The following is a 20,720-nucleotide window of genomic DNA, read 5'->3' as shown; positions in this document are numbered from 1 at the left end:
CGCGCCCAGGCACACAGGTGGGAGTCACTGCTCTTCCAGGTAACGGCAGTGCCTCGCAGGCGCTCGCCGACGGACCTACCGTGAAGTGGCCGGTGCAGATCCACACCGTCCGATCAGGAGGAGCCCCCCGTGCCCGACAGCGACAAGAAGAACCTGGCCGCCGAGGTGCGCGAGTTCCTGAGCACCCGGCGGGCGCGCATCACCCCGGAGCAGGCCGGGCTGCCGGTCCACGGCGGCGGCAACCGCCGGGTCGCGGGTCTGCGCCGGGAAGAGGTCGCCCTGCTGGCGGGCATGAGCGTGGACTACTACATCCGGCTGGAGCGCGGGAACCTCAGCGGCGCCTCCGACTCGGTGCTCGAAGCCCTCGCGCACGCGCTGCGGCTCGACGAGGCCGAACGCACCCACCTCTACGACCTGGCCCGGGCGGCGACCCCGTCGGGCCGCCGGTCCGCGGTGACCGCGTCCCGGGTGCGGCCCACGATCCTGCGGCTGCTCGACTCCATGACCGACGTGCCGGCGTACGTACGCAACGCCCGCTTCGACCTGCTGGCCGCCAACGCGCTGGGGCGGGCGTTGTACGCACCTGTCTTCGACTCGCCGCTGTTCGCCCAGCGCGGGCCGGTCAACAGCGCTCGTTTCATGTTCCTGGACCCCGCGAGCAGGGATTTCTGGGCCGACTGGGACAAGGGCGCCGACGATTCGGTGGCCTTCCTGCGGACCGAGACGGGCCGGGCGCCCCACGACAAGGCGCTGACCGACCTGATCGGAGAGCTGACGACGAGGAGCGACGACTTCGCCCGCCGGTGGGCACGCCACGACGTGAAGTTCCACCGCTCCGGCGTGAAGAACCTCCACCATCCGCTGGTCGGCGATCTCGCCCTGCCCTACGAGGCGATGGACCTGCCGTCCGACCCCGGCCTGCGGCTCAACTTCTACACCCCCGAACCGGACTCGAAGGAGCGGGAGGCACTCGCCCTCCTCGCCAGCTGGGCGAGCACCGGCACGGTCGCCTCCGCCGGTAACGACTGACCGGCGAACCGCTGACAGGCGACCGACCACACGAACGAGGAGAACAGCTTCATGCAGTACCGACCGCTCGGCCGCACCGGCGTCCAGGTCAGCCCGCTCTGCCTGGGCGCGATGATGTTCGGCCCCTGGGGCAACGAGGACGAGGCCGACTCCGTACGGATCATCCACCGGGCCCTCGACGCGGGCATCAACTTCGTCGACACCGCCGACGTCTACTCCGGCGGCGTCTCGGAGGAGATCGTCGGCAAGGCGCTCAAGGGCCGTCGCGAGGACGTGTTCCTCGCGACCAAGTTCTTCATGCCGATGAGCCAGGACGACCCCAACCAGCGCGGCGGCTCGCGGCGTTGGATCGTGCGCGCGGTCGAGGACTCCCTGCGGCGCCTGGGCACCGACCACGTCGACCTCTACCAGGTGCACCGCCCGAGCCCGGACACCGACGTCGACGAGACCCTGGGCGCCCTCTCCGATCTCGTCCACCAGGGCAAGGTCCGGTACATCGGCTCCTCGTCCTACTCCGGCTCCCAGATCGTCGAGGCCCAGTGGGTCTCCCGGGAGCGGCGCCTCGAGCGGTTCGTGACCGAGCAGCCGCCGTACTCGATCCTGGTCCGCGGCATCGAGGAGGACGTCCTGCCCACCGTGCGTCGCCACGGCATGGGCACGCTGACCTACAGCCCGCTCGCCGGCGGGTGGCTCTCGGGCCGCTACCGCAGGGACAACACCTCCGGCCCGGCCTCCGCGGCGCGCCCCGCGGCCCGCTTCGACCTGACCAGCCCGGCCAACCAGCGCAAGCTCGACGCCGTCGAACAGCTCGCGCTCCTGGCGGAGAAGGCCGGCCTCACCCTGATCGAGCTGGCCGTCGCGTTCGTCGTCCACCACCCCGGCGTCACCTCGGCGATCATCGGACCGCGCACCATGGAGCAGCTGGAGGCGTTCCTGCCCGCCGCGGACATCACGCTCCCGGCCGACGTCCTCGACCGCATCGACGAGATCGTCGCCCCCGGTGTGACCGTCAACCCCGCCGACAACAGCTACGGCGACTTCGAGCTGCGCGCCGAGCAGCGGCGGCGCTGACCGCGGTCCGGCCCCGATGTCAGTGGCGACCGTTAGTTTGGCGGCACTGGAGATCGGCCGCACCGGCCGGCCAGGCCTTGGGGAGGGGTGTGCGGTGTCCGCTGCGCAGGCACGACAGTCGGGGAGCACGACGTATCTGGAGCTGTCCCAGGAGAGCGGCGGTGCCCACAAGTTCTACGAGGTGACCGTGGAGGGGCTCGTCGTCTCCGTGCGGTACGGCCGGATCGGTGTGGACGGGCAGCGCCAGACCTCGTCCTTCGCGACCGTCGAGAAGGCACGGACAGCGGCGGCGAAGAAGATAGCCGAGAAGGTAAGGAAGGGGTACGCGCCCGCCGTCCAGGGGCAGCGCGCGGCCCGGCCCGTGACCCGCCGTCAGGTGACGTCCGCCCCGTCCACGGCGCGGGCGACCGCCCCGGTGCTGTGGCGGTTCCGTACGGGTGCCTCCGCGTTCGGCATCCATGTGGACGAGGACCGCTGCTGGGTCGGCAACCAGCAGGGCAGCGTCTACAACCTGAGCCACGATGGCGAGGTGCTGGCCCACTACTCCCTGCCCGACGGTGTGAAATGCCTGGTGGCGGACGACTTCTGGATCTACGCGGGCTGCGACGACGGCCGGGTGTACGACCTGTCGGCGAAGGTGCCGTTCGCCGCCTACGAGATCGCGGCCGAGGTGGACATCTTCTGGCTGGACATCCACGCGGGCGTCCTGAACGTCTCCGACCGCAACGGCGGCCTGACGGTCATCGACCACGAGGACGAGCTCCAGTGGTCGCGCAACTCGTCCGGCGAGCAGGGGTGGATGGTGCGCGCCGACGAGCGGGCCGTGTACCACGGGCACAGCAACGGTGTGACGGCGTACGCGGCCGACGGCACCCGCCAGCTCTGGCACACCGCGACCAGCGGCAACGTGCTCTTCGGATGGCAGGAGGAGGACGCGGTCTACGCCGGGACGGGGCGCCGGGTCGTCCAGCGGCTCGCGAAGTCCTCGGGGGCCGTCGAGGCCTCCTACGAGTGCGACGCCGCGGTGTACTCGTGTGCCACGTCCCCCGGCGGCCGGTACGTCTTCGCGGGGGACTCCGCCTCCTCCGTCTACTGCTTCACCGCCGACGGCACCCGGCTGTGGAAGCTCGGCACGGGCGGCGGCTCGGCACTCTCCATGCAGTACCACGACGAACGGCTCTACCTCGTCTCCACGGACGGCTCGCTCGCCTGCATCGACGCGAGCGAGGCCGCGATCAACGCCGCCCAGTCGGGCACCGTCCCGGTCGCCGCGGACATCAAGCTGGCGGCCGCCCTGCCGACGTACGCACCGCTGACCACCGCTGCCTCCGTCGCCACGGTCAGCGCCGTCCCCGCGGCGGGCGGCGGAGTGGTCGTGGAGGGCGGTGGAGTCGTCGTGGAGTGCTTCGAGCAAGGCGGCCGGGTGCGCGTGCGGGTGGTCTCCGAGGGCTACGAGCCGGGCTGGAACGTCCAGTTCCCGCGTGCGATACGCCAGCCCGGCGCCCGCTATGTGGTGGACGCGCTGCACTCCTCCTCGGGCGGCTTCTACCGCGTGCGCGGAGAGATCAGGCGTCTGGTGTGAGAGGCGGGGCGGTGTCGGTGGTCGTCAGGTGGTTGCGGTAGGCGTAGCCCACGGCCTGGGCGCGGTCGGTGGCGCCGGTCTTCGCGAAGATGTGGTTGATGTGGGTCTTCACCGTGGCCTGGCTCACCACGAGGCGGCGGCAGATCTCCGCGTTGCCCAGGCCCTGGGCGATGAGGGCGAGGACCTCGGCCTCGCGTGCGGTCAGCCCGTCGGGCAGGGCGCCGGCGCGGCGGGTCCCCGGTGCGGGGGGCGGTGCGTCGTCGTGGCGGAGGGCGGTGACCAGACGGGCCTGGACCGCCGGATCCAGCCAGGTACGGCCGTCGTACACCTGACGGATCGCCGTCTCCACCTCGCCGTCGTCGGCGTCCTTCGTCAGATAGCCGCGGGCGCCCGCTCGGAGCGCCGGGAAGACCGAGTCGTCGTCCGCGTAGGTGGTCAGGACCAGGACGGCGGTGCCCGGCAGCTTCTCCTGCAGCACCGCGGTGGCCGAAACCCCGTCCAGCACCGGCATGTTGAGATCCATCAGCACCACGTCGGGACGGAGCCGCTCGGCGAGCTCCACCGCCTCGGCGCCGTCGCGTGCGGCGCCCACCACCTCGACGCCGTCCAGCATGCCGATCAGCAGGACGAGCCCGCTGCGGACGACCTGCTGGTCGTCCGCGACCAGGATCCGGATGCGCTCGCCGTGCCCGGCCCGCGCGGGGTGCCGCTCCGTCATGCCGGGATCTCCATCCGTACCGTCCAGCCGTCCGGGGTCGGCCCCGCGTCGGCGCTGCCGCCTGCCCGGCCGAGCCGCTCGCGCATCCCGGTCAGGCCCAGGCCGGAGCCCGTGAACAGCGCGGACGGGGCGGGGGCCGGCCCGGTGCGCCGGTCCGCCACGGTCAGTACCGTCGTCCCCGGTGCGTAGCGGAGGGTCACGGTGACGCGGGCTCCGCGCGCGTACCGGACGGCGTTGGTGAGTGCTTCCTGCGCGCCCCGGTACAGCGCGAGGTCCGCGTCGTCCGGCAGGGTGTGCGGGGCGCCGACGACGGACAGCGTCACATCGAGCTCCAGGTCCAGCCGGTAGCGCTCGACCAGTTCCGCCAGGCGGTCCAGCGAGGGCGTCCGGCTCCCGCGCAGCGCGCCGACGGCCCGGCGGGCGTCGCCCAGCCCGTCCTTGACGAGCGACCCCGCCCGGTCCAGCAGTTCCCTGAGGTCGTCACCGGCCCGGTCCCGCCGGGCCATCCGCCGCGCGGCCTGCACCTGCACGGCCAGCCCGGACAGGGTCTGGGCGAGGACGTCGTGCAGGTCCTGGGCGATACGGGTGCGCTCCGCGAGCGCGGCGGCCTCGGCCTCCGCCTCCCGGGCGTCCTCCAACTGCGCGAGCAGCAACTCCGCGCGCTCCTCGTTGTCTCCCGCCTGCCGCAGGCTGATCGCCATCAGGGCCAGCACCACACAGAACAGCACCTGGCTGATCACACCGACCACACCGCCGCCCGATCCGGTGACGGCCTCGGCCGCCACCAGTCCTCCGACCACGACGGCGCCCAGCATCACGGCCCGCCGTCTCGACAGGATCAGGAAGGCCGTCAACACCGCCACCGAGGGCGGCAGGACGGACATGGTGCCGGGCTGGACGACTCCGAGGACCAGCCCGAACCCGCTGACCAGCAGGCAGAACCCGACGCAGGCGGCCGGCGTCGGCACCTTCCACACGCCGGAGGCCACCGCGGCCAGCGGCAGCAGACAGCCGGCCAGCACCAGGGCGACCGCGAGGTGCGCGCCGGTCCGGCCGGGGGCAGGGTCGGCGAACAGCGACTGCACGAGAACGGCGACCAGGATGCCCCACAGCACCGGCCGCAGACGTCTGCCCCGGCGCTCGCGGCGCGACCGGGCACCGGCCAGCGCCGCGGCCAGTCGCGGACTGACCGCGGCCGGTGCGTCGTCGGGGAGGTCCGTCATGGTCTGAAGGATAGGGACGAGCCGGTGCACCGGTACGACGGCGACCGCCCCGGAGGGCGGGATCGGCATCGGGGTCAGGCCCGGGCGGCGGAGAGCCCGGGGCCGGAGGAGATCCGGCGGGCCCTGACCCGCACCACGGCGAGCCGGCACAGCACCTGGGCCAGCGCCATCAGCAGCAGCGCGGCCGTCCAGGCGGCGGCCCCGGTGATCAGGTTGTCCCGGCTGAACCGGGCCACGGACGTCGCACCGCTGTGGGTGGCCCAGAACTCGAATCCGCCCCGCGCGGCCATGCCCACGATCCACAGCAGCGCGGCGACGGCCCCGGCCTTCGCCAGTGCTGTGCCGTCCGGGCCGAGGCTGAGTCGGGTCGTCGCGCCGCAGGCGGCGCCGAGGACCGCGCCGGCGAGCACGGTGACCACGTACAGCCGCACGTCGTGGCCGTCCGTCGGGAAGGAGTTCAGGTAGTACGCGGCGGCCGCGGCCACCGCCACCACCGGCAGCAGGGCGTTGCGCGTGGTCTGGCGGGTGCCGCGGATCTGCGGGATCACCAGGAGGACCAGGGCCGCGGAGATCAGGTAGTCGGTCGTCGTCATACCGACGAGCGTGCCGGGAACGGGCGCGTGGGGCGTCGGCCCCCGAGTTGACCGCGGGTTGATTCCACGGTCCACCCACGGGTGGACGAGCCGGCCTGCCCGCTCGCGATTCCGGCTTCGGATATTTAGTCCTATTCAGGAGGTTTTGTGTATCAATGGCCTGTCCTGAAAGTGCGTCAGTGTGCGGGTGTGGCACATGTGTCGGAGGAGCCCGAGAGTTGGCGAATGTGAAGTAGATTGCAATGGTGGTGTCTTGACCCCGGTGGCCTGAATCAGGCAGGTTTCAGACAGTGGATGCCATCCACGGGTCTGCCGAGAAAGCTGCGTGTTATGGGTGCCTACCTCTCTCCTCCCGTCGTGATACATGGCGAAAATGCCGTGACGACCGGCCAGATCCTGGCGGAGGTGCGCGGCCGGCACCCGCGGGCGCCGTGGGTGTCACGGATCGACGGCATCGCCGAGAGCACCGGGATCGTCTCGCGCGGGTGGATGCTGCCGCTGGAGACGGCCGTCGCGCCCGGCAGCGGGAGCGGCCTGCGAACTCCTGGCGCCGGTCAGGCCCGTGAGGCGCTGCTCCGCGGCGGGTTCACCGACGGGGAGGTGAACCGCGTGATCGCCCAACTGGAGGCGATACCGGCGCCGCAGACGGTGCAGGAGCGCACCGCGCCGGCCTGGGCGGCCGTGCAGGCGTACGGGGAGCGCGCGGCGCGCGGGGCACTGGACAGCGCCGGACTGACAGCCGCCGACGTCGACTGTCTGATAACCAGTCACTCCACCACCCCCGCCCTGCCGGGCCTGGACCTGTCCCTGCTCAACCGCCTTCCCTTGCGCAACGACGTGCTGCTGCTGCCGGCCACCCAGTGGGCCTGCATCGCGGGCACCCGGTCGCTGGCGCTGGCGGCCGACCTGGTCGCCGCCGACCCCGACCGGGCGGTGCTGGTCGTGATATCGGAGGCGCTGAGCACCACCTACCAGCCCGGCGACGACACGCTGGAATCGCTCATCGTCCGCCTGCTGTTCGCGGACACCGCCGTCGCCGTCGTGGTCACCGGGCGCCCCAGGACGGAATCGGTCCTGCGGCTGGACGCGGTCTGGCACCACACCCTGCCCGGCACCACCGACCTGCACCGGCTGGAGACCCGGGCCGACGGTACGCACTTCGTGATGGACCGCCGCGGACCGCGTGCCGTGCAGGAGACGGTCGCCGCGATGTGGGAGTGGCTGCGCCTGCGCCACCAGGACGACCGGCAGTCCTGGCACCCCGATCTGCTGCTCGCCCACCCCGGTGGCACGCGGGTGCTGGAGTACATGGAACAGACCATGCCCGACGAGTGGCCGGAGGGACTGCTGGACTACAGCCGGGACAGCTACACCACTGGCAACCGCGGCGGTGCCGCCGTCCTCGACATCCTGCGGCGCGCGTACGACGCCGGCCAGAAGTCGGGCAGCCGTACGGTGCTCTACGCGGCAGCGCCCGGGCTGACCGCCACGGCCGTCGAGGGGGAGTGGCTGTAGCCGGAGCCCGCCGCTCCGCTCACCGCGCGGGCGTCATACTTCCAGCTCCGCCCAGACGGCCTTGCCGGTGTCGGTCCACCGCACCCCCCAGCGGGTGGTCAGCTTGTGGACGACGTGCAGCCCCCGCCCGCCGTCGTCGAGCAGCTCACCGCGTCGCAGCCGCGGCCGGCCGCTGCCGGTGTCGCCGACCTCGCACGACAGCCTGTCCCCCGCGCTCACCAGCCGTACCGTGACCGGCCCGGTGCCGAACCGGACGGCGTTGGTGACCAGTTCGCTGAGCACCAGCAGCACGCTGTCCCGGGCCGGGCCGCCGAGCTGCCACTGCCGCAGCAGGGGAGCGGCCAGGGCCCGGGTTCGGGCGGCGGTGTCCTCGCGGGCGGGCAGCCGCCAGGCGGCGGTGTCCCGGCCGCGGCGGCCGGCCATCCGGGCCAGCAGCAGGGTCACGTCGTCGCGCAGCCGGCCCTGCGGGGCGAGCCGCGCGACCACGCGACGCGCGGCCTGCTGCAGGTCGTCCCAGGGGTGCACCTCGCGCACCACGTCCGTCAGCCGTCCGATGCCGTCGTCGATCGAGGCCGCCGGATCCTCCACCAGGCCGTCGGTGTACAGGACGAGCAGCGAGCCGGGCGGCGCCGCGAACTGGTGCACCTCGAACGGCTCCCGTACGACGAACTCCGCCCCCAGGGCCGGGTGCGGTTGCGTGGCGATGGTCTTGGCGGACCCGTCGGGGCGGACGAGGACCGGCGGCAGATGGCCGGCGTTGGAGAGCACCACCCGGTGGTCGACCGGATCGTAGACCGCGATGCAGCAGGTCGAGCCCAGTGCGCTGTACCCGGCCGCCAGGCCCGCGTCCGTGTCGTCGAGCAGGGTGACCGTCTCGTCCAGCCGCGCCAGCACCTCCCCGGGGCCCAGCCCCGCCGACAGCAGCGCACGGGCCTCCATGCTCAGCTGGCCCATGGCCGCCGCCGCCCCCAGACCGTGCCCCACGACATCACCGACCACCAGCGCGGTACGGTCCCCCGGCAGTGGAAAGCTGTTCACCCAGTCACCGCCGACGCCCGCGCTGTCGGGGGTGGTGGGCTGGTAGACGCTGGCCACCTCGATGGTGTCGCTGCCGGCCCGGGGGAGCAGCCGGCGCTGCAGCGCCAGGACCTGGGCGTGCTCACGCTGGTGCTGGCGGGCCAGGTCCACGTGCCGGGCGGTCTTCGCCACCAGTTCCTGCAGATCGAGCAGCTCACCGTCGCGGAAGGGGTGCTCCGGCCGCCGCCAGACCTCCGTCACGCCCAGCACGATCGGCCCCGGTGCGCCGTTCGGCCCCTCCACGACCAGCGGGATGCAGGCGACGCTCACCGGCCGCTCGCCCGGCACCAGGGCACGCACCAGCTGCGGATCCTCCAGCGCCCGCTCGATCGTCCCGCGGTCGGGAATGACGATGGCCTGCGGCACGTCGTCCCGCATGACCGCGCCGGCCAGCAGCCCGCTCGCCTCCCGGGGAAGGTTGTCCCCGGGCGTCAGATACCCCTCGGGCCAGGCCCGGTCCGGTGCCAGCGCCGCCCGCCGCAGCCGGATCCGCTCATGCGCCTGTTCGGTGACCGCCTCGCCCGTCCACACGGCGTAGTCGAGGTCGACGGCGGCCACGTCCCCCCAGGCCAGCAGCGACTGGGCCAGGGACTGCGCGGTCTCCCCGACGTCCAGCGAGGTCCCGATCGCGGTGGCGGAGGCGTACAGGTGCAGCCGCTTGGCCATGGCGATCAGGGAGACCGTCAGCCCCTCCTGCGGTGGCGCGGCCGGCAGGATGCTCATCGAGACCACCAGCTCCGTCCCGTCGTCCCGCCGCAGCCGCTGGACCCGGGCGACATGCGCCTCCCGCGTCTCGAGAACCCGCCGCAGCCGCTGGGTCACCGTCGGTACGTCACCGGGCGGCAGCAGATCGGTGAAGGCGGACCCCGGAGGGGCACTCACCCCCGCGAACGGAGCCGCGTCCAGGTTGCAGCGGGTGATCCGCAGCTCCCGGTCGAGGTTGACCGCCCCGAGGATCTGCTCCCGGCCGTCGCCCTCCCCGTCGTCGCTCTCCCGGCCTTCGCCCTCCCCGCCGGCACTCGCGGGCCGCCGCGCGTGCTCCTCGCCCGCCGCTCCGCTCCTCGGCAGGTAGTTCGCCAGGGCGCCGCTGACCATGTCGAACGGCGAGGAGGAGGGAGACGGGGGAGAGGGAGGAGGGGAGGGTTTGGGATCCATGCGGCTCACGCAGCTCGCTGACTCCGGCACCGGCCGGACGATGTTCCCGAGTCCATGCGGCCGGGCCCCGAGATCCCGCACCGCACATCTCATGAGTAGCACAGATGGCCTGCCCGCCGAAGGGCCGGAGCCGGCGCCCGCTAGGTGCCGCTCCTCAGGTCCCCCAGCAGGTCCTCCGTCGAGGTGATGCGGTGCGCGAAGGTGGGCCCGTTGAGTTCGTGGGCCGCGTGCATCATCTCGGGCTTGAAGGCGGCGGTGGCGTCGCGGACGAGGGTGACGTGGTAGCCGAGCTCCATGGCGAAGCGGGCGGTGGACTCGATGCAGGTGTTGGCCAGCAGGCCGATGACGACGAGGTGCGTGATGCCGTGCTGCTTGAGCCGGAAGTCCAGGTCGGTGTTGGCGAAGCCGCTCTGCGCCCAGTGCTCCTTGACGACCACGTCGGTGCCGGCGGGCCGGAAGTCGGGATGGAACTCGCCGCCCCAGGTGCCGAAGGCGAAGAAGTGGCCCTGCCGGATGCGCTGCTGGGTGGGGTTGGGGTGGTCCCAGCCGCCGTAGTCGCCCTCCCGCCAGCGGCGGTGCGGGACGAAGAAGACGCGGACCCCGCTCTCGCGTGCCGCGCCGACGACGGCCCGCAGATGGTCGAGCAGCCCGACCTCCCGGGCGACATGGCTCACCGCGGGCCAGATCTTGCCGCCCTCGGAGAGGAAGTCGTTGTACGGGTCGACCAGCAGCACCGCCGTACGATCCGGGGGCGCCGGCGGACCCGCGCCCGGGGTCCCGGCCTCCGACCCGCTCACGAGGGCGGTTCCGTTCCGGCCTGCTCGCTCACCATGAACCGCGCGTACCAGTCCGGCCAGTCCGGGTCCTCCGCGCCGGTGCGCGCCTCGTGCTCGCCGTGCGCCGCCGCCGCCCGCCGGAGGGCGCTCGCCAGGTCCTCGGCCGAGGTGAACCCGGTGACGGCGGGATCCAGCCGTCCCGGGAGGCGGGTGGTGACCTCCTGCAGGACCCAGCCGTTGCCGTCCGGGTCGCTGAACGACAGGAAGGAGCCGTAGCTGCCGCGCCGCGGCTCAGGTCCGGGCACCCGGGCGTCGGTGCCCCCGTGGTGGAAGATCCCGCCGGCGTCGTGGAACACCTCGCTCGGCTCGGCGCCGTGCTTCGCCAGCTCGTCGTGGGCGGCCTCGATGTCGTCGACGACCAGGTGCAGGCCCTGGGCCGAGCCCGCCGCCTGCTCGGTGACGGACGTGCCGAAGATGACCGACGCCGGTGAACCCGGCGGGGTCAGCTGTATCACCCGGAAGCCGTCGTCGGGGGCGACGTCGGCGTCGAGCCGCCAGCCCAGCGCCGTGTAGAAGTCCTTGGCCCGGTCGACGTCGGACACCGGCACCACGACTACCTCGAGTTTCATGTCCATCTCTGTCTCCCGTCTCCAAGGAGCGTCGGCCCGCGGATCGGACCGGACCGGATCGGACTGGACCGGATCGAAACGGTGCGGGATCGGTGCGGGATCAGCGCGCGACGAACTGCTGGCCGCCGTCGATGTCGTAGGTGGCGCCGGTGAGGGCGCCGTTGGCCATGATGTGCAGCGCCAGGGCGGCGACGTCAGCCGGACCGACCACCCGCCCGATGGGCAGCGTTTTCCTCAGCTGCTCCCGGCGCGCCTCCAGCTGGTCGCCGAGGAGCGAGGCCGACAGCGGGGTGTCCACGAACCCCGCCGCGATGAGGTTGACCCGGACCGGGGCGACCTCCAGCGCCAGGTTGGCGACCAGCGCGGGCAGCGCCGCGGTGAGCGCGCCCGTCACCGCCATTCCCGGGGCGGGCCGCCGGCCGCCGGTGCCGCCGATGAACAGCAGCGTCCCTCCGGCCCTGACCTTCTCCCGGCTCGCCCGCGCCGTCGCCAGCACCATCGCCAGACGCCCGCCGAAGTCGCGCCCGGCGTCGGTCAGATCGAGCTCGTCGAGCGGGGTGTACGACGGACTGCCCGCCGTGACCAGCACATGGTCGACCCGCGTCGGCAGCTCGTGGAGAAACCGCTCCAGGCGCTCGGTGTCCAGGGCGTCGAACGACGCGGTGCTCACGGGGTCCAGTTCCTCCGCCACCTGCCGCAGACGGTCGGCGTCGCGAGCCGTGAGCACCACCTGGCCGCCGGCCGCGCGCACGTGGCGAGCGGTCTCCAGACCGATCCCCGCGCTGCCTCCCACCACCACGACCGTCTGGCCAGCCGGCCCTCCGTGCGCCGGACGGGCAGCCCCGCCGGCCGCACTCACAGGAGGTCACCGCCGCCCGGTTCCGGGGGAGGGCTGGGTCTCCGGTCGCCACGCATGCTCACCTCCGCGTGTCGCGCGATCCTTCCGCGGACGCCGGGCTCACCGCCGCAGCACCCGGCTGACCTGGGCAAAGGCCCACAGACTCCGCTTCAGTCTGTCACCCGTCCGGCCGACGTGCATCCGGACCCCGCCGGCCCGCCGCGACCGAGCCGATGGTGGCGGCGAGCAATTACGACCCGTCCCGCGAGAGGGCGTCGCGGAGCTGGGCCCGGGCGCGGATGCCGAGCTTCGGGAAGACCTTGTGCAGGTGGTAGCCGACGGTACGGGGGGAGAGGTGCAGGCGGGCCGCGATGTCGCGGTTGGTCAGACCCTGGGCGGCCAGTTCGGCGATCTGGCGTTCCTGGGAGGTGAGTTCGCCGGCCGGAGCGGCGGCGGTCGTGGCCCCCGCCGCCCGCAGCTCCGCCGCCGTGCGCTCGGCCCAGGGGCGGGCGTCGAGGCGCTGGAAGCACTCCAGCGCCTCGCTGAGGTACGGGCGGGCCTCCGCGCTGCGGCGGCGCCGGCGCAGCCACTCGCCGAAGTCCAGCCGGGTGAGGGCCTTCTCGAAGGGCCAGCAGTCGGTGGCGGGGTCGTCGAGGGCGGCCCGGAAGCCGGTCTCGCCGTCGTCATCCGTGCCCGAGTCCGTGCTCGTGCCGGTCAGCAGCGCGGTGGCCCGGTGGAGTACGGCGGCCAGGCGCGGTGAGGGGTCGGGGTTCAGGCCGTGCGTCACGGCGTCGACCACCGTGCGCGCGTCGTCCACCCGCCCGGCGCGGACCGCCGCGGCGGCCAGGTCGCCGAGGTAGTACAGGGACGCGTGGTAGTGGACGGGGGCGGGCCGGACATCGCGGGTGAAGGTGGCGCGCAGCTGCTCGTAGGCGTCGGCGTGGTCACCGGCGGCGAACGCGGCCATGCCCACGGCGTGCCGGTGCCGGACCTGGAGGCTCAGAGACCTGCGCAGGTCCACACCGCGTACGGCGTCCATCGCCTGGGTCCGGGCGGCCGCGTGGTCGCCCCGGAGCGCGCACAGCGTGGCCCGCAGCAGGCGGGCGCCCACGGTCACGTTGTCGGCACCCGCCTCCGTCGCCATCCAGAACGCCTCGTCCGCCGCCTCCTCGGCCGCCGTCCAGGAGCCGTTCTCGAACAGCGCCAGGGCGAGCGCCTGGGTCACCGTCGCGTTGGTGCCCGCGCTGCCGGCCCGCCGCAGGAGGTCGATGGTCCGGCCGAGGATCCGTACGGCCTGCTCGGTCTCGTCCAGGATCCAGGTCGTGCCGCCCAGCGCCGTGAGGTTCCCGAGCGACTCCTCCCGCTCCAGGGCGGCCAGCCCCTCCTTCAAGTGCCCCAGCAGAAACGGCCGTTCGTGATGGGGGTCGACGACCGCCCGGGCCCAGGCGCAGCCCGCGGGGTCGCCGTCCTCGTCGATCAGGTCGCCGATCCGGCGGAGTTCCGCGCGGTGGTAAGGCGCACCGGAGTTGTAGACGGACGTCGCCGCGGTGCCCAGGGCGCCCAGCGCCAGCTCCGGGGCCGGACCGGCGCAGGTCTCGGCGACGCCCAGCAGCAGGGCCAGCGCGTCCTCGTGGCGGAGCGTGACCCCGAGGGCCCAGCCGCCCAGCAGGGAGGCCTCGGCACGCAGCCGGGGATCGTCGGTCAGCGCGCCCACCCGGCCGCTCATCTCGCCGACCCACTGCGGATGACCGGCGAACATGGCCGACTGCGCGGCCGTCAGCAGCCGCCGGGCGCGCGGCTCCGGCGCCGGGGTCAGCTCGGCGGCGCGTTCCAGCGCGGTCGCGGCGGCCGCGTACCCGCCCCGGCTCCGGGCCCGTTCGGCGCTCTCCGCCAGGGCGTCCGCGACCTCGGCGTCCTGGCCGGTCGCGGCGGCGGCCAGTTGCCAGGCCCGGCGGTCCGGCTCGCCGTCCAGCGCGGCGGCCAGGGAGAGATGGGCCTGCCGGCGTTCGAGGAAGGAAGCGGCGTGGTAGACGGCCGAGCGGACCAGCGGGTGGCGCGGCAGCACCCGGCCGTCCACCACCCGGACCAGGCCGGCACGCTCGGCGGGATCCAGCGCCCGCACGACGTCCAGCGCCGGAGCGGCCCGGACGAGTTCGGACAGGTCCGCCGTGCCTGCCGCGGCCACCAGGAGCAGCGCCTCCCGGGTGGTCGCGGGCAGTCCGGCCAGATCGGCGGCGAACAGTCCCTCCAGACGCGCCGTGAGCGGCAGAACGGCACCTGCGGCGGCCTCGGGGCTGCCGGGGGCTCCGGCACCGTCGGGGGTTCTGGTACTCCCGGGGGCCAGGCCCCGGGCCAGGGCGCGGGGGAGTTCGATCAGGGCGAGGGGATTGCCGGCCGCCTGCTGGAGGATCTCCGTGCGTGCCTTGCCGCGGGGCGGGTCCGGCTGGGCGTCCAGCAGCTGTCCGGCCGCGCTGCGGGTCAGCGGACCCACGGTCACCTGGGGGAAGTCGCGGTCGAAGCGGGCCGGTACGCCCTCCTCGCGGGCGGCCAGCAACAGCACCACCGGTCTGCCTTCCAGCCGCCGGGCGAGGAAGGCCAGCACGTCCACCGAACCGAGGTCCAGCCACTGGGCGTCGTCGACGAGCAGGAGCAGGGGCCCGTGTGCGGCGGCCTGGGTGACGAGGCCCAGTACGCCCACGCACAGGGACAGCTGGTCGAGTCGCGGTTCGTGGTGTGCCGCCCCGGCCCCGAAGGCGCGGTCCAGCGCCTCCCGTTGAGCCGCGGGCAGACCGTCGCCGGGCAGCAGCGGATGCAGCAGCTGGTGAACCCCCGACAGACCGAGGCCCGTCTCGCCCTCGCTGCCGCGCACCCGCAGGATCCCGAGCCCGCGGGCCCGGCCCTGCTCGGCCGCCCACTCGACGAGGGTGGTCTTGCCGGCGCCCGGCTCCCCGGTCAGCACCAGCACCTGCGGCCCGCCGCCGTCCACCGCCCCGAGCAGCCGGTCGAGGCGGGCCAGCTCCGCGGCCCGGCCCAGGATGCCCGGAGCGGAGGGATGGTCGGTACCGGCGTGCATGAACGGTCCTTCGTCGTCGATCCTCTGCCCGCCCATCCTGCCAGCGGCCACCGGCACGACCGCCGGGAGGGTGACCGGTCATATGACAGAAGCGGCCCGTCCCCCTCTCCCAGACAATGGTGCCGGCCAGGGAGAACGCCACGGGGAGCACATGAATGACGGTCCACCCACCGCAGCGGTCCACGATCGCCGGCCAGGCCACCGCGCCGGGCCGGGACACCGGGACCGAGCGGATCCCGCGGTGCGTGACACGCGCACCCGGCGCTCCCCGGGCCCGGGCCCGGGTGCTGACCACGCGTTCGGTGCCGCCCAGGGAGAGCCTGGACTACTGGCACGACGCCGTGCTCGACACCCTGGTGGGGATGGACATCGCCACCGAGGGCCGTACGTACGACGCCACCATGCGGACCGACCGCCTCGGCAGCCTGCAGATCACCACGGTGGAGTGCGATCCCGGTGAGGTCCACCGGGCACCGCGCTTCATCGCCCGCGGCGACGGGCAGCAGGTCTTCGTGGCCGTCCAGAGCACCGGCCGGGCCTGGGTCGAACAGGACGGCCGCACCACCGAGCTGGGGACGGGCGACATCTGCTTCTTCGAGACCGTCCGCCCCTTCCGCACCGTCTTCCCGGAACACTTCCGGCTGAAGATCTTCGCGGTCCCACGCCGGCTGCTGGAGCTCCCGGAGGCCGACCTGGGGCGGCTCACCGCGCGGGCCGTGCGCCCGAGCGGCGGACTCCCCGCCCTGCTGGCGCCGTTGCTGGAACGGCTGGCGGACACCTCCGAGTCGTACGCGACCCCGACGGCCGAGCGGCTGGCCGAGAACGTCATCGACCTGGTCGCGGCCACGGCGGCCGACCAGCTGGGCGAGGAGCCCGCCGAACTGCCGGGCGCCGACGGCGTCCTGCTGCTGCGGATCAAGACGTACATCCGCTGGCAGCTGTCGGACCCGGCACTGACGCCGGCCGTCATCGCCCGTGCCCACGGCATCTCGGTGCGCTATCTGCACCGGCTGTTCGCGACCGAGGACAGCACCGTCTGCCGGTGGATCCGCGAACAGCGCCTTCGCGCCTGCCGCAGGGAACTCGCCGCGCGGCCACCGGGACCCGTAGACCTGGGCCAGGTCGCCCGGCGCTGGGGCTTCACCGGATCCGCCGGGTTCGGCAAGGCCTTCCGCGGCTCCTTCGGGCTGTCACCGACGGAGTGGCTGGACCGGACGCGGGCGGACGGGCCGCCGTGCTGACGACCGTGTCCTGTGCCGCCCCGGAGCCGGCGCCCGGCGACCGCCTCACCGCCTGGCGGCGCGCCCTGTCCCGGACCTTCGTGGACGTCGAGGTCAGCGTCGCGCCCGACCGCCCGTGGACCGGCACCCTGACCGCCGAACGCCTCGGCGCCCTGCAGATCGCCACCGAGGAGTTCGGCCCCGGGACGATCCTGCGCGGCGCCGCCGCGGTCGCCGCCGACCCGCGCGGCCACATCCTGGTCCGCCGCCAGCTGGAGGGCACCGCACTGCTGCTCCAGGACGGCCGCACCGCCGAACTGCACCCCGGTGACCTGGCGTTCCACGATGCCCGGCGCCCGTTCCGCCTCGTGCTGCCCGCGCCGCAGCGGGCCCAGGTCCTCATGGTGCCCCGGGCCCTGCTGCGCCTGGAGGAGCGGCACCTGCCCGCCCTCACGGCCACGGTGGTGGACGAGACCGCGGGGGGCGCTGCGGCCCTGCTGCTGCCGCTCCTCGACGGACTCGTCGACGAGATCGCCCGGGCCGGGCAGGACCGGCGCGAACAACTCGCCCGAACCGCGGCCGAGATCCTGGCCACCGTGGCCCTCGAACAGAGCGGCCGGCAGCCCGAGCCGGCCCTGTGGGAGCGGATCACCGCGTCGCTCGGCTCCCGGCTGGGCGAGCCCGGACTCACCCCGCAGGACATCGCCGACCAGCACGCCATCTCGCCGCGCTATCTCCACCGCCTCTTCCAGCGCCAGGGCACCACCGTGGGCGCCTGGCTGCGCGCCCGCCGGCTGGAGGCGGCCCACGCGGAACTCGCCCGGCCCGCCGCCGCCCACCGGTCCATCGCCACGGTGGCCGTCCGCTGGGGGTTCACCAGCCCCTCCCACTTCAGCCGCGCCTTCCGCGAGACGTACGGCATGTCACCGGCGCAGTGGCGCAGGACGGCGGCCGGAGGGAGCGCGACGGCGCAGGCGGCCCCGCCGGATCCTGCCCTCCGGCTCCACCGGCTCCCGGAGCCGGCGCCATGAGCCACGCACCCCGTCGCACCGCCCCGTCGCACCGCCCCGCCACACCGCCCCGTCGCACCGCTCCGGCACCCGTCGACCGGCCTCCGCCGCCTTCCCCGGCACCGCTTCGCCGATCACACCGCCCGATCGGCCACGACCTCCTACGCTTTCCGGTTGACGGCCGGAACGAACCGATGGCCCGAGTGACGATGGAGCGCGCATGACCGACGAGGCGATGGGTGACGAGGTCTACCAGCCGGACGGTTCGGAGGTGCAGGACGACGCGGGCCTGCTGGACGCCTCCGACACCCTGGACTACCGGGCCGGCGAGGAGGCCCTGGACGAGGGGTACTCGCCGCCGGAGCGGCCCTGGGCCGTGGAGCACACCGGTGTCACCGCGGCCGAGGGACAGCGCGGGGAGACCCTGGACGAGCGGCTCGCCGAGGAGGTGCCGGACCTCGCCGTCCCGGAGGGCGACGACCTCGGCGACACCTGGGACACGGACGGCGAACTCCTCGACGACGAGGTCGGCGACGACCGCGCCGGACGGCTGCTCGCACCGGACGAGGGCGCGCACGAGGTCACCGACTCCGACCTGTTCGCCTCCGACCGGGGCCTGGACGGCGCCGGGGCGTCGGCGGAGGAGGCCGCGATGCATGTGATCCCGGACTCCGACACCTACTGACGCACCCGCACCCGCGGCAGCGCCGCGACGGGGCCGGCGGCGGTCAGACGATGTGGCGCAACAGCGCCGCGACCGCCGCCGGGGGCTCTCCCGGCGGCCGTACCACCATCACCTTCCAGTTCGGCGCGTGCCGGCCGAACCGGTAGGTCGTCAGGTCCGGGAAACGGCCGGCGATGGTCGGCGGCATGATGCAGACGCCGAGGTCGTTGCGGACCAGTTCCGACGCGGCCACGATGTCGTTGACCTCGAAGGTCGTGGCACGCTCGACGCCGGCCGCCCGGAACGAGCGGTCCGCCGCGTCGCGGATCGCCCAGCCCGGGGTGAACTCCACCTGCGGCAGCTCCGCGATGTCGGCCAGGTCGACCGTGCCCTGCGGTCCGCTCAGGGTGAGACTCCGCCGGGGCGAGGCCACCAGGACCATCTCCTCGTGGGACAGCAGCTTGGTCACCAGCCCGCGCTGCTGCTGGCGGTCCAGCGCCACCACCGCCAGATCCACCGTGCCCTCGCGCAGCGCCTGCCGGATGTCGATGACCGCGGCCTGCCGCAACCGGACCACCACCCGCGGGTGTTCGGCCCGCAGCGAGGCCAGCGCGCGCGGCAGGTTCGCCATGGCCCCCTGCATCGTGCCGACCGTCACGCGACCGCGCAGCTCGCCCTTCGCCGCGTCCACCGCCTCGCGGGCCAGTTCGGCCGCGCGCAACGCCTGCCGCGCCGCCGGCACGAACGCCTCACCGGCCGGCGTGAGCCCGACCCGGTGGGTGGTCCGGACGAACAACGCGGTGCCCAGCTCGCGTTCCAGCGCACGCACCGCTCCGGAGACCGCGGACTGCACGACATGCAGCTGCCGTGCCGCCGCCGTGAACCCACCCGCGTCCGCCACCGCGACGACGACTTCCATCTGCCGTAGGTCCATCGCCCGCTCCCACCGACCCAACACCCGCCTCGGCCGGGCGGCGATCACCGCTGCATCCTAGGCAGGCGCCGACTTTCCCCGGCGCCGGACCGGGGGAGTGTCGAGGAGACACTCCACGGGGAACCACGCCCACGGCCACAGCCGTGCGACCGTATCGCCGTGCCGCCGTATCGCCCTGCCGCTGCGCTGCCGCGCCGGCCCAGCGGGGACTGCCCTCGTGCCGGCCCAGCGGGGACTGCCCTCGTGCCGGCCCCCGCCGAGAGCCGCCCCCACCGCCTGACGCCTCCCGCCCCGGCTGGACCCGGGGGCGGGAGGCGTCAGTCGATGAGTCGCCCTGGCGGCCATTACGCCGTGCGCACCTCGCCGCCGCCGCGGCGGCGTTCGGTGAGCCAGTACAGGAGGGCCAGCACCGGCAGGGCGCCCCCGAACAGGCTGACCGCGGTCCAGCCGTCGGTGCGGTAGGCGATGGAGCCGACCTGGGAGCCGACGGCGCCGCCGATGAAGAAGATGGCGATGAAGGCGCTGTTCAGGCGGGCCCGGGCGAGCGGGTCCAGCTGGTAGACGGTGTGCTGGCCGAGGATGAGGCTGGTCTGCACGGCCATGTCGAGGGCGACGGCCGCGAGGGCGATCAGCACGATGCTGTGCTGCCCGAAGCCCGCCGCGGCGAAGGCCACAGCGGCGAGACCGAACGCGGCCCCGGTCATCGGCCGGGTCAGCCCCTGGTCGGCCCAGCGCCCGGCCATCGGGGCGACGGCCGCACCGGCTGCCCCGACCAGGGCGAAGACGCCGACACCGACGGCGGAGTAGTGGAAACGCGGCCCGGTCAGCACGTACGAGACGGTGGTCCAGAAGGCACTGAACGCGCCGAACATCGCCGCCTGGTAGAGACCCCGGCGCAGCAGCGCGGGGTGGGTGCGCACCAGCGCCACCGTGGAGCGCAGCACATGGTGGTACGGCACGGACGTGGTCGGCGCGTGCCGGGGCAGCGCCGCCCGCAGGGCCACCGCCAGCAGGGCCATCAGCACGGCCGAGCCGAGGTAGACGACCCGCCAGCCGGCGACGCTGGAGACCAGGCTGCTGAGCGTGCGGGACAGCAGGATGCCGGTGAGCAGGCCGCTCATCACCCGGCCCACCACCCGGCCCCGGGCGTGGTCGGGCGCCAGGCTCGCGGCGAACGGCACGAGTATCTGCGCCACCACCGACGTCGCACCGCTGATCAGCGAGGCGGCCAGCAGCATGGGGAACCCGGTCGCGAGACCGGCCGCCACCAGGGCGAGCGTGGTCACCGTCAGCAGCGCGGTGATCAGGCTCCGCTTCTCCAGCCGGTCGCCCAGCGGGACCAGGAAGATCATGCCGATCACGTAGCCGACCTGGGTGAGCGTGATCAACGTGCCCGCGGTGGCCTCACTGATGTGGAAGACACCGCGCAGCTCGGACAGCAGCGGCTGGGCGTAGTACAGGTTGGCCACCGTCATGCCGGAGGCGACGGCGAACAGCGCGATCAGCCAGCCCGGCACCCCGTACGCGGGCTCGGCGGCTGCCTTCCGGCGGGGGGAGCGGACTTCGGGCGACGACTGGGACACGGGGACCTTCTTCACAGGAGGTGTGGCTGT

17 protein-coding genes are annotated in these 20,720 nt (G+C 73.8%); 7 read left to right on the top strand and 10 right to left on the bottom strand.

The window, feature by feature from the left end; all coding sequences use genetic code 11:
* The first annotated feature begins 129 nt into the window (after positions 1-129).
* The 3 genes from ACFZDK_RS47915 (at position 130) to ACFZDK_RS47905 (ending at position 3,682) form a co-directional block, all read left to right on the top strand.
* Positions 130-1,029 (top strand): helix-turn-helix domain-containing protein, encoded by a 900-nt coding sequence (locus ACFZDK_RS47915; RefSeq protein WP_390983425.1) that lies wholly within the window; start codon positions 130-132, stop codon positions 1,027-1,029.
* Between the two features lie 51 nt (positions 1,030-1,080).
* The gene (locus tag ACFZDK_RS47910) at positions 1,081-2,100 is read left to right on the top strand and encodes an aldo/keto reductase (protein ID WP_390983422.1); all 1,020 of its coding nucleotides are present in this window, start codon (positions 1,081-1,083) and stop codon (positions 2,098-2,100) included.
* Positions 2,101-2,194: 94 nt separating this feature from the next.
* The gene (locus ACFZDK_RS47905; RefSeq protein ID WP_390983419.1) at positions 2,195-3,682 is read left to right on the top strand and encodes a WGR domain-containing protein; all 1,488 of its coding nucleotides are present in this window, start codon (positions 2,195-2,197) and stop codon (positions 3,680-3,682) included.
* Here the strand turns inward: ACFZDK_RS47905 and ACFZDK_RS47900 are convergent.
* The 3 genes from ACFZDK_RS47900 to ACFZDK_RS47890 all read right to left on the bottom strand — a co-directional run bounded on the left by ACFZDK_RS47900 (position 3,666) and on the right by ACFZDK_RS47890 (position 6,216).
* The gene (locus ACFZDK_RS47900) at positions 3,666-4,400 is read right to left on the bottom strand and encodes a response regulator (protein ID WP_390983416.1); all 735 of its coding nucleotides are present in this window, start codon (positions 4,398-4,400) and stop codon (positions 3,666-3,668) included. The two genes, ACFZDK_RS47905 and ACFZDK_RS47900, sit on opposite strands and share 17 nt — an antisense overlap.
* Entirely contained in the window at positions 4,397-5,623 is a 1,227-nt protein-coding gene (locus ACFZDK_RS47895; RefSeq protein ID WP_390983413.1) for a histidine kinase, read from the bottom strand. The genes ACFZDK_RS47900 and ACFZDK_RS47895 overlap by 4 nt, the downstream gene beginning before the upstream one ends.
* 74 nt (positions 5,624-5,697) lie before the next feature.
* Positions 5,698-6,216, bottom strand: a complete 519-nt coding sequence (locus ACFZDK_RS47890) for a hypothetical protein (protein ID WP_390983410.1) — start codon at positions 6,214-6,216, stop codon at positions 5,698-5,700.
* A gap of 330 nt (positions 6,217-6,546) precedes the next feature.
* Here ACFZDK_RS47890 and ACFZDK_RS47885 point away from each other — a divergent pair, with 330 nt between their 5' ends.
* A complete protein-coding gene (locus ACFZDK_RS47885) occupies positions 6,547-7,731 on the top strand; it encodes a type III polyketide synthase (RefSeq protein WP_390983408.1) in 1,185 nt (394 codons plus the stop codon).
* Positions 7,732-7,764: 33 nt separating this feature from the next.
* Here ACFZDK_RS47885 and ACFZDK_RS47880 read toward each other — a convergent pair whose 3' ends face one another.
* The 5 genes from ACFZDK_RS47880 to ACFZDK_RS47860 form a co-directional block, all read right to left on the bottom strand.
* The gene (locus tag ACFZDK_RS47880; protein WP_390983406.1) at positions 7,765-9,963 is read right to left on the bottom strand and encodes a SpoIIE family protein phosphatase; all 2,199 of its coding nucleotides are present in this window, start codon (positions 9,961-9,963) and stop codon (positions 7,765-7,767) included.
* A 140-nt stretch (positions 9,964-10,103) separates the two neighbouring features.
* Positions 10,104-10,760 carry an isochorismatase family protein gene (locus tag ACFZDK_RS47875; protein WP_390983403.1) on the bottom strand — a complete coding sequence of 219 codons (657 nt, stop codon included), beginning with the start codon at positions 10,758-10,760 and terminating at the stop codon, positions 10,104-10,106.
* On the bottom strand, positions 10,757-11,368 hold the full coding sequence (locus tag ACFZDK_RS47870) for a VOC family protein (RefSeq protein ID WP_390983401.1): 612 nt from the start codon (positions 11,366-11,368) through the stop codon (positions 10,757-10,759). The genes ACFZDK_RS47875 and ACFZDK_RS47870 overlap by 4 nt, the downstream gene beginning before the upstream one ends.
* Before the next feature lie 100 nt (positions 11,369-11,468).
* Positions 11,469-12,227, bottom strand: coding sequence for an SDR family oxidoreductase (locus tag ACFZDK_RS47865; RefSeq protein ID WP_390983398.1), 759 nt, complete (start codon positions 12,225-12,227; stop codon positions 11,469-11,471).
* Positions 12,228-12,456: 229 nt separating this feature from the next.
* Complete coding sequence (locus tag ACFZDK_RS47860; protein ID WP_390983396.1) at positions 12,457-15,279, bottom strand: AAA family ATPase; 2,823 nt, start codon at positions 15,277-15,279, stop codon at positions 12,457-12,459.
* A 155-nt stretch (positions 15,280-15,434) separates the two neighbouring features.
* Here ACFZDK_RS47860 and ACFZDK_RS47855 point away from each other — a divergent pair, with 155 nt between their 5' ends.
* The 3 genes from ACFZDK_RS47855 (at position 15,435) to ACFZDK_RS47845 (ending at position 18,194) form a co-directional block, all read left to right on the top strand.
* Positions 15,435-16,520 carry a helix-turn-helix domain-containing protein gene (locus ACFZDK_RS47855; protein ID WP_390983393.1) on the top strand — a complete coding sequence of 362 codons (1,086 nt, stop codon included), beginning with the start codon at positions 15,435-15,437 and terminating at the stop codon, positions 16,518-16,520.
* On the top strand, positions 16,514-17,530 hold the full coding sequence (locus tag ACFZDK_RS47850; protein ID WP_390983390.1) for a helix-turn-helix domain-containing protein: 1,017 nt from the start codon (positions 16,514-16,516) through the stop codon (positions 17,528-17,530). The genes ACFZDK_RS47855 and ACFZDK_RS47850 overlap by 7 nt, the downstream gene beginning before the upstream one ends.
* Positions 17,531-17,729: 199 nt before the next feature.
* Positions 17,730-18,194 carry a DUF5709 domain-containing protein gene (locus ACFZDK_RS47845; protein ID WP_390983387.1) on the top strand — a complete coding sequence of 155 codons (465 nt, stop codon included), beginning with the start codon at positions 17,730-17,732 and terminating at the stop codon, positions 18,192-18,194.
* Positions 18,195-18,237: 43 nt separating this feature from the next.
* Here the strand turns inward: ACFZDK_RS47845 and ACFZDK_RS47840 are convergent, their stop codons facing one another.
* On the bottom strand, positions 18,238-19,107 hold the full coding sequence (locus ACFZDK_RS47840; RefSeq protein ID WP_390983385.1) for a LysR substrate-binding domain-containing protein: 870 nt from the start codon (positions 19,105-19,107) through the stop codon (positions 18,238-18,240).
* A 344-nt stretch (positions 19,108-19,451) separates the two neighbouring features.
* Complete coding sequence (locus ACFZDK_RS47835) at positions 19,452-20,690, bottom strand: MFS transporter (protein WP_390983382.1); 1,239 nt, start codon at positions 20,688-20,690, stop codon at positions 19,452-19,454.
* Positions 20,691-20,720: the final 30 nt, after the last annotated feature.

It is taken from the genome of Streptomyces sp. NPDC007901 (assembly GCF_042959465.1).
GTDB lineage: Bacteria > Actinomycetota > Actinomycetes > Streptomycetales > Streptomycetaceae > Streptomyces.
This window is presented reverse-complemented; position numbering and strand designations above follow the sequence as displayed.

Excerpts from the sequence above, each read along its gene's own strand:
- ACFZDK_RS47910 (WP_390983422.1), top strand. The coding sequence starts at position 1,081 with ATGCAGTACCGACCGCTCGGCCGCACCGGCGTCCAGGTCAGCCCGCTC.
- ACFZDK_RS47900 (WP_390983416.1), bottom strand. The coding sequence starts at position 4,400 with ATGACGGAGCGGCACCCCGCGCGGGCCGGGCACGGCGAGCGCATCCGG.
- ACFZDK_RS47895 (WP_390983413.1), bottom strand. The coding sequence starts at position 5,623 with ATGACGGACCTCCCCGACGACGCACCGGCCGCGGTCAGTCCGCGACTG.
- ACFZDK_RS47890 (WP_390983410.1), bottom strand. The coding sequence starts at position 6,216 with ATGACGACGACCGACTACCTGATCTCCGCGGCCCTGGTCCTCCTGGTG.
- ACFZDK_RS47885 (WP_390983408.1), top strand. The coding sequence starts at position 6,547 with ATGGGTGCCTACCTCTCTCCTCCCGTCGTGATACATGGCGAAAATGCC.
- ACFZDK_RS47880 (WP_390983406.1), bottom strand. The coding sequence starts at position 9,963 with ATGGATCCCAAACCCTCCCCTCCTCCCTCTCCCCCGTCTCCCTCCTCC.
- ACFZDK_RS47870 (WP_390983401.1), bottom strand. The coding sequence starts at position 11,368 with ATGAAACTCGAGGTAGTCGTGGTGCCGGTGTCCGACGTCGACCGGGCC.
- ACFZDK_RS47860 (WP_390983396.1), bottom strand. The coding sequence starts at position 15,279 with ATGCACGCCGGTACCGACCATCCCTCCGCTCCGGGCATCCTGGGCCGG.
- ACFZDK_RS47855 (WP_390983393.1), top strand. The coding sequence starts at position 15,435 with ATGACGGTCCACCCACCGCAGCGGTCCACGATCGCCGGCCAGGCCACC.
- ACFZDK_RS47845 (WP_390983387.1), top strand. The coding sequence starts at position 17,730 with ATGACCGACGAGGCGATGGGTGACGAGGTCTACCAGCCGGACGGTTCG.
- ACFZDK_RS47840 (WP_390983385.1), bottom strand. The coding sequence starts at position 19,107 with ATGGACCTACGGCAGATGGAAGTCGTCGTCGCGGTGGCGGACGCGGGT.